This is a genomic window from Pseudoxanthomonas fibrivorans (genome assembly GCF_041464125.1).
Classification (GTDB): Bacteria; Pseudomonadota; Gammaproteobacteria; order Xanthomonadales; family Xanthomonadaceae; genus Pseudoxanthomonas.
In genome coordinates this window covers 1782233-1795551 of sequence record NZ_JBGNUG010000001.1, presented here as the reverse complement: position 1 = coordinate 1795551, position 13319 = coordinate 1782233, and the positions used below count along the sequence as shown (strand labels likewise).

Sequence of the window (13319 nt, the reverse complement as noted above, 5' to 3'; positions counted from 1 at the left end):
ACCCCGGCCGCGCCGGGGGACAGTGCGATGAGCCGGCGCCTGCCGCTGATCCACGGCACGACCGCGGTCGATGCGGGGCCCTACCGGCTGGAGCGCCTGGACCTGGAGTTCGCCAACGGCGAGCGCCGGCGCTTCGAGCGCATGGTCAGCCGCGGCCACGGCGCGGTGGTGGTGGTGCCGATGCTCGACGACGAGACCGTGCTGCTGGTCCGCGAGTACGCCGCCGGCGTGCACCGCTACGAGCTGGGCCTGGTCAAGGGCAGGATCGACGCGGGCGAAACGCCCGAGCAGGCCGCCGACCGCGAACTGAAGGAGGAGGCCGGCTACGGCGCGCGCCGGATCGACGTGCTGCGCGGGCTCACCCTGGCGCCCACCTACATGAGCCACGTCTCGTGGCTGGTGCTGGCGCGCGGGCTTTATCCCGAGAAGCTGCCCGGCGACGAGCCGGAGGAGCTCGAGGTCATTCCCTGGAAGCTGCAGGAACTGGAACAACTGATGTTGCGAGACGATTTTTCCGAGGGCCGTTCGCTGGCCGCGCTGTTCATCGCCCGCGCCTGGCTGGCCGCACGATGATCAAGATCACCGCCGACCTGCGGGAAACGGTCATCGCCATCGCCCGCCAGGCCGGCGCGGCGATCATGGAGGTATACGCCGGGGGGTTCGACGTCGCCCACAAGGACGACGCCAGCCCGCTGACCGCCGCCGACCTGGCCGCGCATCGCACCATCGTCGATGGCCTCGAGCGGCTCACCCCGGACCTGCCGGTGCTGTCCGAGGAATCGGCGAGCGTGCCATGGGAGACGCGGCGGCACTGGTCGAGCTACTGGCTGGTCGACCCGCTCGACGGCACCCGCGAGTTCGTCAAGCGCAACGGCGAATTCACCGTCAACATCGCCCTGATCCACCAGGGGGCGCCGGTGCTGGGCGTGGTCCAGGCGCCGGTGGGGGGCGAGGTCTGGCATGCGGTCCGGGGAGAGCTGGCCTACCGTCGCGACGGCCACCGCGACACGGTGCTGCGCGCGCGCGCGCCGGCGGTCGCGCCGCTGCGGGTCGCCGCCAGCCGTTCGCACCGGGATGCCCGCACCCAGTCGGTGCTCGACCGGATGGGGGCGATCGAAGAGGTCGCGCTCGGGTCGTCGCTGAAGTTCTGCCGGATCGCCGAGGGCGGCCTGGACGTGTACCCGCGCTTCGGCCCGACCTCCGAATGGGACACGGCCGCGGCCCAGTGCGTGCTGCACGCGGCCGGCGGTGCGCTGCTGTCCGCCGACACCGGCAAGCCGTTCCGCTACAACCGGCGCGAGTCGCTGCTCAACGGCGACTTCATCGCCCTCGGCGACCCGGACCTGCCGTGGCGGGACTGGCTGTGACCGCCGCGGGGTCCTGCGCCCCACTTTCCACGCCGCGCTAAGGCCGCTCCATGGACGAGTCCGCCCGGCCGATCGACCACCTGCTCCGGATCATGGCGCGCCTGCGTGACCCGCAGTCGGGATGCCCCTGGGACCTCGAGCAGGATTTCTCGACCATCGCGCCCTACACGATCGAGGAAGCCTACGAGGTCGCCGATGCGATCGACCGCAACGACCTGGATGCGCTGAAGGACGAACTCGGCGACCTGCTGCTGCAGGTGGTGTTCCATGCGCAGATGGCGGGCGAGCAGGGCGCGTTCGGCTTCGACGACGTGGCCGCCGCGATCAGCGACAAGATGGTGCGGCGCCATCCGCACGTGTTCGGCGATGCGAGCTTCGCCGACGCCGAGGAACAGACCGTCAACTGGGAGGCGATCAAGCGCGCCGAGCGCGAGGCTGCCGGCGAGGCCGACCGTTCCGCGCTGGCCGGGATTTCCCGCGGCCTGCCCGAGTGGCAGCGCGCGGTGAAGCTGCAGTCGCGCGCCGCACGCACCGGCTTCGACTGGCCCGGCCCGGAGCCGGTCATCGCCAAGCTGCACGAGGAGATCGAGGAGGTCCGGGCCGAGTTCGCGCGCGGCGACGTGGCGGGCAACCGGGCGCGCCTGCAGGACGAGATCGGCGACCTGCTGTTCGTGGCCGCCAACCTGGCCCGGCACGCCAAGGTCGATGTCGGCGCGGCGCTGCGCCACGCCAACCACAAGTTCGAGCGCCGCTTCCGCGCGATGGAACAGCTTGCCGAAGCCGCCGGCACGCCACTGCCGACGCTCACGCTGGAGCAGCAGGACGCGTACTGGGACCAGGCCAAGCGGATCGAGCGCGGCCTGGCGGACTGAGGACGCCGGAGCATGGCCACGTTCCTGCTGTTCGCCGTCACCGCGCTCGCCGAGATCACCGGCTGCTGGCTGGTGTGGTCGTGGCTGCGCAACGGCGGCAGCGCCTGGCTGCTGCTGCCGGCCGCAGCCAGCCTGGCCCTGTTCGCCTGGCTGCTGACCCTGCACCCGACCGCCACCGGCCGGGTCTACGCGGCCTACGGCGGCGTCTACGTCAGCCTGGCGATCGCCTGGCTGTGGTGGGTCGACGGCGTCCGCCCGACCCGCTGGGACCTGCTCGGGGCCGCGTTGTGCCTGGCGGGCATGGCGGTCATCATGTTCGCGCCGCGCGACGCCTGAGCCGCGGCGGTCCTTGGGAGGGGATGCGATGGCCCGTTTCGCCAGCTTCCGCGAGTTCTATCCGTTCTACCTTGCCGAGCACAGCAACCGCACCTCGCGGCGCCTGCACTTCATCGGCAGCTGGGGCGTGCTGGCGTTGCTGGCGGTGGCCCTCGTGCAGGGCGACGCGTGGTGGCTGCTGGCGGCGCTGGTGTGCGGCTACGGGTTCGCCTGGGTCGGCCACTTCTTCTTCGAGAAGAACCGACCGGCGACCTTCCGCCATCCTTTCTATTCGTTCGCCGGCGACTGGGTGATGTTCAAGGACATCCTCACCGGGAAGATCCCGTTCTGAGCGGGGCGGCGGCGCGTCAGTGCGCCGCAGCCGGGCCGTCGTAGAACATCAGGAACGCCGCGCCCACGATCAGGACGAACGCCGCGTAGTGGTTCCACTTCAGCGGCTGCCCCAGGTACCACGCCGAGAAGCCCGCGAACACCACCAGGGTGATGATCTCCTGGATGGTCTTGAGCTGGACCACCGAGTACACCGCGCTGCCCATCCGGTTGGCCGGCACCATCAGCAGGTACTCGAAGAAGGCGATGCCCCAGCTGGCCAGGATCACGGCCAGCAGCGGGGCGCTCTTGTACTTCAGGTGCCCGTACCAGGCGAAGGTCATGAACACGTTGCTGCCGAGCAGCAGCAGGACCGGGAGCAGGTAGCCGGAAGCGGCAGGCTGGGCATGGGCGGGGTGTGGCGCGGGAAGGGCGGGAGCGCAGCATAAGCCAGCGCTCCCGGGCCGGTGCGGTCAGCCCTCGCGCAGCGCCAGCGCGGGCGGCGTGCGCAGGATCCGGCGGGTGCCGGTCCATCCCGCCAGCAGGCTCAGCAGTACGCCGGCGGCCCCGCCGGCCAGCAGCGAGGCCCACGGCGGCGACAGCGCGAGCTCGAACAGTTGCCGCGAGACCAGCGTGCCGATGATCGCGGCGGCGCCGACGGCGAGGATCGCCGCCAGCAGGCCCAGCGCGCCGAATTCGACCAGCACCGCCCCGCGCAGCTGGCCGTGCCGCGCGCCGAGCGTGCGCAGCACCGCGCTGTCGTAGCGGCGCTCGCCGGCGGTGGCCTGCAGCGCGGCCAGCAGCACCAGCACGCCGGCGGCGAGGCTGAAGCCCATCACCAGCTGTACCGCCTGCGCCACCCGCTCGATCACCTCGCGCACCCGTTGCAGGATCGCGTCGATCTCCAGCACCGACACGTTCGGGAACTCGCGTGCCACCGGCGCCAGCGCAGCGGTGCGGCCGGACGGGAGGTGGAAGCTGGAGATCAGGCTGTACGGCGCGTCGCCGACCGCGCCGGCGTTGAGCAGCAGGAAGAAGTTGACCCGGAACGAATCCCAGTCGGCCTTGCGCAGGCTGGTGACGGTGAACGTGCGCGACTGCTCGCCCAGCTGCAGGGTGACCGTGTCGCCCAGCCCCACGCCGTAGCGCCCGGCCCAGCCGTCCTCCACCGATGCTTCGGGCGCGCTGCTGCCGGGCTTCCAGAACTCGCCCGCGAGCAGCGTGTTGGCCGGCGGGAACGTCGTCCGCCAGGAGAAGTTCACCGGGCGGTTGGAGTCGTCGTCGTCGCCGTCTTCGTCATCGTCCTGGCCACGCCGCGGCGGTTGGCCGTTGATCGCCACCAGCCGGCCGGTGCCGAACGGCTGCAGGTCCGGCTCGGCGACGCCGATGCCACGCAAGGTCCGCTCGACCGCCTCCGCCTGGTCGCGCTGCACGTTCATCAGGAAATGGTTCGGGGTGTCCGGCGGCAGCCGGTCGCGCCATTCCGCGAGCAGCCCCGGGCCGATGACCGCAAGCAGCAGCAGCGCGCACAGCGAGAGCGACAGCCCGACCAGCTGGACCACGGCCAGCGCGCGGCGCCGCGTCAGTGCGGCGAGGCCCAGCCTCCATGCGCCGCGCATGTGGCCCTGCACGCGGCGCAGCATCCACAGCAGGGTGGCCCCGGCGATCGCGGCGAGGACGGCGAGCGCGCCGAGGCCGCCGAGGATCCACATCGCCAGCTGCAGGTCGCCGGTGGCGGACACCGCCAGCGCCACGGTCGCCGCGAGCGCGGCCGCGTAGGTGGCCAGCGAGGTCGCCGGCAGTGCGGCGAAACTCCGGTTGAGCACGCGCATCGGCGGCACCCCGCGCAGGCGCAGCAGCGGCGGCAGGCCGAAGCCCAGCAGCAGCAGCAGGCCGATGCCCGCGCCGCTGAGGACCGGGGCGGCCTGCGGCAGCGGCAGCCGTGCCGGGATCAGGCTGCCCAGCGCCTCGACCAGGGCCACCTGCGCGAGCATGCCGATGCCGATGCCCAGCGCGCAGGCCGGCACCGCGAGCAGGAGCAGCTGCAGTGCCAGCGCCGAGAGGATGTCGCCCTGCCTCGCCCCCAGGCAGCGCAGCACCGCCACGGTATCGACCCGGCGCAAGGCGAAGCGGTTGGCCGCCAGCGCGGTCGCCACGCCGGCCAGCAGCACGGCGAGGAGGGCCGACAAGGCGAGGAAGCGGCCGGCGCGGTCGAAGGAGTTGCGCACGCCCTGCTGCGCATCCTCGATCGTGACCAGGCGGGCGCGGCCGTCCAGGCGCGGCTGCAGCCATTGCCGGAACCCGGCGATGTCCGGGGCGTCGCCGGCGAACATCACCCGGTAGGACGCGCGGCTGCCCGCCCCCAGGAGGCCGGCCGAGTCGACGTCCTCGCGATTGACCAGCAGCGGCGGCGCCATCTGCAGCAGTTCGCCGGATGCATCCGGTTCGGCCAGCAGCGTGCGCGTGATCCGCAGGTGCCCGCCGCCGAACTCGATCTCGTCGCCCACCTCCACGCCCAGTGCGTCGAGCAGGCGCGGGTCGGCATAGGCTTCGCCGCGCGGCGGCGCTCCTCCGGCTTCGCCGGCCAGCCCGCTCGCATCGCGCGCGACCAGCAGCTGCCCGCGCAGCGGATAGCCCGCGCTGACGCCCTTGACCGTGGCCATCTGGCTGGCCTCGCCGTGGAACAGCACGCTGGGGAAGGCGACCATCCGCACGCTGCGCAATCCACGCCGCGCGGCCTCCGCGGCGAACTCCGCCGGCGGCTCCTCGCGCCCGCGCACGCCGAGGTCGCCACCGACGACCTCGGCCGCGCTCGAGGTCAGGGCGAGGGTCACCCGGTCGACCAGCGTGCCGACCGCGGTCATCGCCGCCACGCCCAGCGCGAGTGCCGCGAACACCGTCAGCAGGTCGCCGGCGAGGAACTCCCGGCGCAGCGAACGCAGTGCATGCCGCAGGATGTTCATGCCGCGCGGTCTCCGCCGGGGCCATCATTGCCGTCGCGCAGCCGGCCGCCATCGAGCCGGTAGACGCGCTGGCAGCGCCGGGCCAAGCCCAGGTCGTGGGTCACCAGCACCAGCGTGGTGCCGTTGCGGCGGTTGAGTTCGAACAGCAGGTCGCTGACGTGCTGGCCGGTGGCCTGGTCGAGGTTGCCGGTCGGCTCGTCCGCGAACAGGATCCGTGGCCGGCCGACGAAGGCGCGGGCCAGGGCGACGCGCTGCTGCTCGCCGCCGGAGAGCTGGCGCGGATAGTGCCGCCGCCGCTGCTCGAGCCCGACCGCCTCCAGCACTTCGCGCACGCGCGCGTCGTCCTCGCGGCCGGCCAGCTCCAGCGGCAGCGCCACGTTTTCCTCGGCGGTCAGAGACGGCAGCAGGTGGAAGCTCTGGAACACGAAGCCGACCTCGCGCGCGCGTAGGGCCGCGCGGGCTTCCTCGTCCAGCGCGTCCAGCCGCTGGCCGGCCAGGCTGATCGTGCCGTGGCTGGGCAGGTCCAGGCCGGCCAGCAGGCCGAGCAAGGTGGTCTTGCCCGACCCGGAGGCGCCGACGATGGCCACCGTTCCGCCGTCGTCGACGGCCAGGTCCACGCTGTCGAGGATGCGGACCTCGCCTTCGGGACCGGCGACCGTCTTGCCGACGTCGTGCACGGCGATCGCGGTGGCTATGCTGGATGGGGTCGTGGACAGGGTATCGATGGGAGGCTCCGGTATGCGGATGGCAGGACGTGGAGAAGGCGCGGGTCGTGCATGGCGGCGGCTGCCGTGCTGGCTGCTGCTGGCAGCATCGCTGCTGTGGCCGGCGCTGGCCTGTGCCAGAGGTCCGGCCGCCGGGCCGGTGCTCGTGGTCGGCGACAGCCTCAGTGCCGAACACAACATACCCGCAGGTTCGGGTTGGGTCAGCCTGCTGGAGCGCCGCATCGCCGGCACTGCCGCGACGCCGCGCAAGGTGGTCAACGCCAGCATCAGCGGCGAGACGACCGCCGGCGCCCTGGCCCGGCTGCCGGGGTTGCTCGCAAAACACCGCCCCTCGGTCGTCGTGATCGAACTCGGCGGCAACGATGCCCTGCGCGGCCTTTCGCCCGCGCAACTGCGCGGCAACCTGGAGCGCATGCTCGTGCTGTCCGGGGACGCGGGCGCGAAGGTGCTGCTGCTCGGGATCGATGTCCCTCCCAACTATGGCCCCGCCTACCGGGACCGGCTGCGGCGCACGTACGCGGAGCTGGCCAAGGCCCATGGGGCGGCCCTCGTCCCCTTCTTCCTCGAAGGCGTCGCGCTCCAGCCGGGCCTGATGCAGGCCGACGGCCTGCATCCGACCGCCGCCGCCCAGGCGCGGCTGCTGGACAATGTGTGGCCGGTGCTCGAGCCGCTCCTCTGAACGGCAGTTGAAGGCCTGGGTGCCGCGCGAGGCTCTTCACACGCTTTCGACCCGGGCTTCGGCACGCTTCACAAAGCTGAAAACACGGAGCGGGGATTATGCGTCAGGGCAAAGAGACCTCGGGTTTGGTGCTGGTCGTCGAGGACAACCGCAACATCTCGGAGATGATCGGCGAGTACCTCGAGAGCCGCGGCTTCGAAGTCGACTACGCCGCCGATGGCCTCGACGGCTACCGGCTGGCGGCCGAAAACAGCTATGACGCGGTCGTCCTCGACCTGATGCTGCCGCGCCTGGACGGCATCGAGGTCTGCCGCCGGCTGCGCAGCGACGCGCGCAAGTCCACGCCCGTGCTCATGCTCACCGCCCGGGACACCCTGGACGACAAGCTCACCGGCCTGAGCCACGGCGCCGACGACTACCTGACCAAGCCGTTCGCGATCCAGGAGCTGGAAGCGCGACTCCGCGCGCTGATCCGTCGCGAGCGCCGCCAGGTCGGCTCGGAGGTCCTGACCGTGGCCGACCTGGTGCTGGACCCGGTCAGCATGCGGGTGACCCGCGGCGACGCCGAACTGCAGCTGTCGCCGATCGGGCTGAAGCTGCTGACCATCCTGATGCGCGAGTCGCCGCGCGTGGTGAGCCGGCAGGAAATCGAGCGCGAGATCTGGGGCAACAGCCTTCCGGACTCGGACACCCTGCGCAGCCACCTCTACAACCTGCGCAAGGTGATCGACAAGCCGTTCGACCGTCCGCTGCTGCACACCGTGCAGAGCGCGGGCTATCGTGTCGCCGACATCGCACAGCCGGTGGCAGCGAACTGAGCGGACGATGACCGAGGCGGCGCCAGAGGTCGGCGGCGACGCCCGGACAGGGACGGAGCCGTCGATCACGCGGGAGCGATCCGCGCCTGCCTACACTGCGCAGCCCCGACCGACGCCCGTCCCGATGCCCCACGGCCTGCCCAGGAAGATCAGGATCGCCTTCATCGTCCAGATGGTGATGGCGAGTCTGGCGATCCTGGTCGCGTTCTACGTCGTGGCGGCGCTGTTCAAGTACTCCTTCATCCAGGCCACGCTGCAGGACGAGGCGCAGCACTACTGGGCCTTGCACGAGGCGTCGCCGGCCCAGCCGCCGCCCAACAACCTGGCCTTGCGCGGCTACCTGGTCGAGGCCGGCTATTCCAACCTGGCCTTGCCCGCGCACCTGCGCGGGCTGGCCCCCGGCTTCCACGACCTGGCCGCGGAGGGGGAGCTGGTGTGGGTCGACCAGCGCGCCCCCGGGACCCTCTACCTCGTCTACCTGCGCGAACAGGCCACGCGCGTGGCCCTCTGGTTCGCCGTGCTGCCGGCGATGCTGGCGCTGTTCGCGATCTACGGGGCGACCTGGCTGACCTACAAGGCCTCCAAGCGCATGGTCTCGCCGGTGGCCTGGCTGGCCCGGCAGGTCTCCCGCTGGGATCCGCGCCACCCGGACGTGGCGGCGCTGGCGCCCGAGCGGTTGCCGGCGGACATGGAGGGCGAGGCGCGCCAGCTGGCGCGCGCGCTGCATTCGCTCGGCGGGCGGGTCGAGGCCCAGCTGGAGCGCGAGCGCAACTTCACCCGCGACGCCAGCCATGAGCTGCGCACGCCGCTTACCGTGATCCGGGTGGCCAGCGACATGGCGCTGGACGAGCCCGCCATCCCGCCCCGGGTGGCGCGCAGCCTGCAGCGGATCCAGCGCTCCGGGCGCGACATGGAAGCCGTGATCGACGCGTTCCTGATCCTCGCGCGCGAATCGGAGATCGAGCCGCAGAGCGAGTGGTTCGACGTGTGCGAGGTGGTGCAGGAAGAGGCCGACAGCGCGCGTACGCTGCTCGGGGACAAGCCGGTGGCACTGGAGGTGCATTGCCATGGCCAGCCCCAGCTGTACGCGCCGCCCCGCGTGCTGCACGTCGTCATCGGCAACCTGCTGCGCAACGCCTGCAGCTACACCGACCGCGGCACCGTCGCGGTCACGGTGGAGTCCGACAGCGTGACGGTGAGCGATACCGGCATCGGCATGGCTCCGGACGCGCTGGCGAGGGCGTTCGAGCCCTTCTATCGCGCCGCCCCCGAGCGGCCGATGGGCACCGGGCTCGGGCTGTCGATCGTCCTTCGCCTGTGCGAGCGCTTCGGCTGGACCGTGGATCTCGAGAGCGCGCTGGACACCGGGACGGTCGCGCGTATCCGTTTCGGCACGCAGGGAGCCGGGGCGCGCTGAGGTCCACCGGAGACGCCCACGCCGGGTCAACCTCGCGGCGTCCGGCGCGTTAGAGTGGATGACCTCCCCCCCAAGTTGCGCGCATGAGCCGACCGTCCCGTCCGCGGGTTTCCCGCACCCGTTCCCTGTCCTTCCGCGTCCTCGCAGTCCTGGCGGCGCTGGCCCTGGTGGCCGCCGCGGCATGGTTCTGGCAACAGCGCCGGTCCGCGGACCCGGAAAGCGGCTTCCGGACGGCACCGGTCGAACGCGGCAACATCCGGGTGGCGATTTCCTCGACCGGTACCCTCAGCGCGACTTCCACCGTCACCGTCGGCAGCCAGATCTCCGGCCAGGTCACCGACGTGCTGGCGGACTTCAACGATCGCGTAAGCAAGGGCCAGGTGCTCGCGAGGATCGACCCGAAGACCTATGAGGCCCAGATCGAGCAGGGCAACGCCCAGGTGGCGAATGCACGCGCCAGCCTTGTCCAGGCACGGGCCACCCAGCGCAACGCCGAACTGGATTACCGCCGCAAGTCCGAACTCGTGCAGCGGCAGCTGGTCGCGCGCAGCGACGTCGACCTGGCCCGCGCGACCCTCGACCAGGCCAATGCCCAGGTCGCGGCCGCCGAGGCGCAGATCAGGCAGCAGACCGCCTCCACCCAGACCACGCGGGTCAACCTCGACCGCACCGTGATCCGTTCGCCGGTCGACGGCGTGGTCCTGACCCGCAGCATCGAACCCGGCCAGACCGTGGCGGCGAGCCTGCAGGCCCCGGAACTGTTCACCATTGCCGAAGACCTGTCGCAGATGAAGATCGAGCTGGCGGTCGACGAGGCCGACATCGGCCAGGTCAAGCAGGGGCAGGGCGTCTCGTTCACCGTCGACGCCTTTCCCGACCGCCAGTTCCGCGGCGAGGTCCAGCAGGTACGCCTGGCGGCGACGACCAGCAACAACGTCGTCACCTATCCGGTGGTCGTGGCGGTGGACAACGACGACGGCACCCTGCTGCCGGGGCTGACGGTCAACGCCGAGATCGAGGTCAGCCGCCGCGATGGCGTGCTCAAGGCCGCCAATGCCGCGCTGCGCTTCAAGCCGACCGACCAGGCGGCGGCCGCCGGTCCCGGCCCGATGCAGGGCGGTCCGCGCGGCGGCACCGGGATGCTGGACGATCTCGCCCAGTTCGTGGCCACCCTGGACCTCACCGCGGAACAGCAGGCTGCCTTCGAGGCCGACGCCAGCGCCGCGCGCGCGCGCCAGGAAGAGATGCGCAAGGCGATGGAAGCGGCCATGCAGAATGCCCAGCGTGCCGGCAACGCGGCCGGGGGCCTGCCGCCGGGGGCCGTGGTGCAGCGCGGCGGGCAGACGGGCGCCAGCGGCCAGATGCGGCAGCGGATGCTGGACCGCTTCCAGCAGAACTTCGCCCGCTTCCTGGCCACCCTCGACGATGCCCGGCGGCAGGCCGTGCAGCGGCAGCTCGCCAGCCTCGCCGGCGCCCGCCGGGTCACGGTCTACCGCCTGGAGGCCGGCAAGCCCGTGCCGGTGCAGGTGCGCGTGGGCGCCAGCGATGGCAGCAGCACCGAGATCTCCGGCCCGGTGAAGGAAGGCGACCTGCTCGTCACGGGCGAACGGGCGGCGTCACCATGAGCGGATCGGACGCGGCGGCGGCGCCTGTCCCGGTGATCCACACGACCGGGCTGGGGAAGGTGTACTCGCCCGGCAGCGAAGCCGAGGTGGTCGCGCTGCGTGGGGTCGACCTCAGCGTGATGCCGGGCGAGTTCATCGCGATCATGGGGCCATCGGGCTCGGGCAAGTCCACGCTCATGAACCTGATCGGGTGCCTGGACACGCCCAGCTCCGGGCAGTACCTGTGCGATGGAGTGGATGTCGCGACGCTGGACGCCGAGGAGCTGGCCGCGCTGCGCCGCGACAAGATCGGATTCGTGTTCCAGGGCTTCCACCTGCTGCCGCGGATGAGCGCGCTCGACAACGTGGCCATGCCGCTGGGCTATGCGCGGGTTCCGCCGGGCGATCGCCGCGACCGCGCGCGCGCGGCGCTGGAAGCCGTCGGCCTCGGCGCCCGCGTCGACCACCGCCCGAACGAGCTGTCCGGTGGGCAGCAGCAGCGCGTGGCGATCGCGCGCGCGCTGATCAACAACCCGCCGGTGCTGCTGGCCGACGAGCCCACGGGCGCCTTGGACAGCCGCACCGGCGAGGAGATCCTGGCGCTGTTCAAGCGCCTGCGCGACGACGGCCACACGGTCGTGCTCATCACCCACGACGCCCACGTGGCCGCCCACGCCGACCGCGTCTGCGTGATGCGCGACGGGGAGCTGCACGAGGCGTCGCACGAGGAACTGCACGCATGAACTTCCTTGACGTCCTGCGCACCGCGGTCTTCGCGCTGCGCGGCAACTGGATGCGCAGCGCGCTGACCTCGCTCGGCGTGATCATCGGCATCGCCGCGGTCATCGTCATGGTCTCGGTCGGGCAGGGCACCCAGGCGGAGATCGACCGGCAGCTGGCCGGCCTCGGTGCGCAGAAGCTGGATATCGGGCCGCAGGGCCAGCGCAGCATGGGTGGCGTGCGGATGAGCGCCAGCAGCTTCTTCACCCTGACCGAGGGCGACATCGAGGCCATCCGCGAAGAGATTCCGGAAGTGCAGTACGTGTCCGGCTCCCTGCGTGGCAGCAGCCAGGTCGTGTACGCCGAGACCAACTGGTCCACCAGCTGGCAGGGCATCCAGCCGGACTTCCTGCAGATCAACGGCTGGCAGGTCGCCAATGGCGCCGCGTTCGAGCCGCAGCAGTACAGCGGTGAGAAGGTCGTGATCCTCGGCGAGACCGTACGCCGCGAACTGTTCGGCAGCGGCACCGGCGTCGGCGAGACCGTGCGCATCGGCCGCACCAACTTCACCGTCGCCGGCACGCTCGCGCCGAAGGGGATGAGCGGCTTCGGGCGCGACCAGGACGACGTGGTGATGGTGCCCCTGGACACCGCGCGGCGGCGCCTGCTCGGATCGATGGGCCTGCCGCCGGGTTCGGTCATGGACGTGTCGCTGGCGGTGGCCGACGCGCGCGACCTGGCCTACGTCCAGGGCGAAGTCGAATCGCTGCTGCGCCAGCGGCACCGGATCGAGCCGGGCGACCCGGACGATTTCCAGGTGCGCAACGTGTCGCAGCTGGTGGCCACGCGCACCCAGACCACCCGGCAGATGTCCTGGCTGCTGGGCGCGGTGGCGACGATTTCGCTGATCGTCGGCGGCATCGGCATCATGAACATCATGCTGGTGTCGGTGACCGAGCGGATCCGCGAGATCGGGCTGCGGCTGGCGGTCGGAGCGGGACCTTCCGACGTGCGCCGCCAGTTCCTGGCCGAAGCCATGCTGCTCTCGCTCGGCGGCGGCGTGCTCGGGATCCTGTTCGGCGTCGCCGGCGCGTTGCTGGTCGGCCAGTACAACGCCGAGCTGCCGATCGAACTCAACAGCCGGGTCATCACCCTCGCCGCGGCCTTCTCCGTCGCCACGGGCCTGTTCTTCGGTTACTACCCCGCGCGCAAGGCGTCGCAGCTGGATCCCATCGAGGCGTTGCGCCAGTAACCCGGTCCCGCGCTTGTGCGAAGCACCATGCCAGTCGCAGGCGCGGGCCCTGGCGTCCGCGCAGGGCGCAATCGCCCACTCGTATCCCGCGAAATGGTCTGCGAAGAAAATGAATACGCAATTGGGCAGATGCCGGAAGCCGTGGCTATGTTCCTAAATAAAAAGGAAATTCCGGCTCATGCCTTTTGGTTTCAAGTGAACTGATAACCCGCCCTTGCGGCAAAATTAAGGAATTGCTAACTTCCGGGGCAGCTGGA

At 71.3% G+C, this 13319-nt stretch carries 13 protein-coding genes and 1 pseudogene; 11 read left to right on the top strand and 3 right to left on the bottom strand.

Annotated elements, in window-relative coordinates:
* The first annotated feature begins 27 nt into the window (after nt 1–27).
* Genes nudE through ACA089_RS08350 form a run of 5 tightly spaced genes read left to right on the top strand, consistent with a single transcriptional unit; the run spans nt 28 to nt 2906 of the window.
* Nucleotides 28–573 (top strand): ADP compounds hydrolase NudE, encoded by a 546-nt coding sequence (gene nudE / locus ACA089_RS08370; protein ID WP_372015619.1) that lies wholly within the window; start codon nt 28–30, stop codon nt 571–573.
* Complete coding sequence (gene cysQ, locus ACA089_RS08365; protein WP_372015616.1) at nt 570–1367, top strand: 3'(2'),5'-bisphosphate nucleotidase CysQ; 798 nt, start codon at nt 570–572, stop codon at nt 1365–1367. Before nudE ends, cysQ begins: the two co-directional genes overlap by 4 nt.
* Before the next feature lie 50 nt (nt 1368–1417).
* Nucleotides 1418–2239 carry a nucleoside triphosphate pyrophosphohydrolase gene (mazG, locus tag ACA089_RS08360; protein ID WP_372015613.1) on the top strand — a complete coding sequence of 274 codons (822 nt, stop codon included), beginning with the start codon at nt 1418–1420 and terminating at the stop codon, nt 2237–2239.
* 12 nt (nt 2240–2251) lie between these two features.
* Entirely contained in the window at nt 2252–2575 is a 324-nt protein-coding gene (locus tag ACA089_RS08355) for a YnfA family protein (RefSeq protein WP_372015611.1), read from the top strand.
* 28 nt (nt 2576–2603) lie between these two features.
* Nucleotides 2604–2906 carry an Mpo1-like protein gene (locus ACA089_RS08350; RefSeq protein ID WP_372015609.1) on the top strand — a complete coding sequence of 101 codons (303 nt, stop codon included), beginning with the start codon at nt 2604–2606 and terminating at the stop codon, nt 2904–2906.
* Nucleotides 2907–2922: 16 nt separating this feature from the next.
* On the opposite strand, the pseudogene ACA089_RS08345 reads toward ACA089_RS08350, so the two are convergent.
* From ACA089_RS08345 to ACA089_RS08335, 3 genes and pseudogenes are all read right to left on the bottom strand, one after another.
* A pseudogene (locus ACA089_RS08345) lies at nt 2923–3293 on the bottom strand (DMT family protein).
* A 64-nt stretch (nt 3294–3357) separates the two neighbouring features.
* A complete protein-coding gene (locus ACA089_RS08340; protein ID WP_372015606.1) occupies nt 3358–5847 on the bottom strand; it encodes an ABC transporter permease in 2490 nt (829 codons plus the stop codon).
* Nucleotides 5844–6524: an ABC transporter ATP-binding protein gene (locus tag ACA089_RS08335; RefSeq protein ID WP_372015603.1), complete on the bottom strand. Its 681-nt coding sequence runs from the start codon at nt 6522–6524 to the stop codon at nt 5844–5846. The genes ACA089_RS08340 and ACA089_RS08335 overlap by 4 nt, the downstream gene beginning before the upstream one ends.
* Before the next feature lie 4 nt (nt 6525–6528).
* On the opposite strand from ACA089_RS08335, the gene ACA089_RS08330 reads away from it, so the two are divergent.
* The 6 genes from ACA089_RS08330 to ACA089_RS08305 all read left to right on the top strand — a co-directional run bounded on the left by ACA089_RS08330 (nt 6529) and on the right by ACA089_RS08305 (nt 13062).
* A complete protein-coding gene (locus ACA089_RS08330; protein ID WP_372017710.1) occupies nt 6529–7251 on the top strand; it encodes an arylesterase in 723 nt (240 codons plus the stop codon).
* A 98-nt stretch (nt 7252–7349) separates the two neighbouring features.
* Nucleotides 7350–8069 (top strand): response regulator transcription factor, encoded by a 720-nt coding sequence (locus tag ACA089_RS08325; protein ID WP_052632684.1) that lies wholly within the window; start codon nt 7350–7352, stop codon nt 8067–8069.
* Between the two features lie 124 nt (nt 8070–8193).
* On the top strand, nt 8194–9486 hold the full coding sequence (locus ACA089_RS08320; protein ID WP_372015600.1) for a sensor histidine kinase: 1293 nt from the start codon (nt 8194–8196) through the stop codon (nt 9484–9486).
* An 83-nt stretch (nt 9487–9569) separates the two neighbouring features.
* Nucleotides 9570–11111 (top strand): efflux RND transporter periplasmic adaptor subunit, encoded by a 1542-nt coding sequence (locus tag ACA089_RS08315; RefSeq protein WP_372015597.1) that lies wholly within the window; start codon nt 9570–9572, stop codon nt 11109–11111.
* Nucleotides 11108–11833: an ABC transporter ATP-binding protein gene (locus ACA089_RS08310; protein WP_372015594.1), complete on the top strand. Its 726-nt coding sequence runs from the start codon at nt 11108–11110 to the stop codon at nt 11831–11833. The genes ACA089_RS08315 and ACA089_RS08310 overlap by 4 nt, the downstream gene beginning before the upstream one ends.
* Nucleotides 11830–13062 (top strand): ABC transporter permease, encoded by a 1233-nt coding sequence (locus tag ACA089_RS08305; protein WP_372015592.1) that lies wholly within the window; start codon nt 11830–11832, stop codon nt 13060–13062. Before ACA089_RS08310 ends, ACA089_RS08305 begins: the two co-directional genes overlap by 4 nt.
* The last annotated feature ends 257 nt before the right edge of the window (nt 13063–13319 follow it).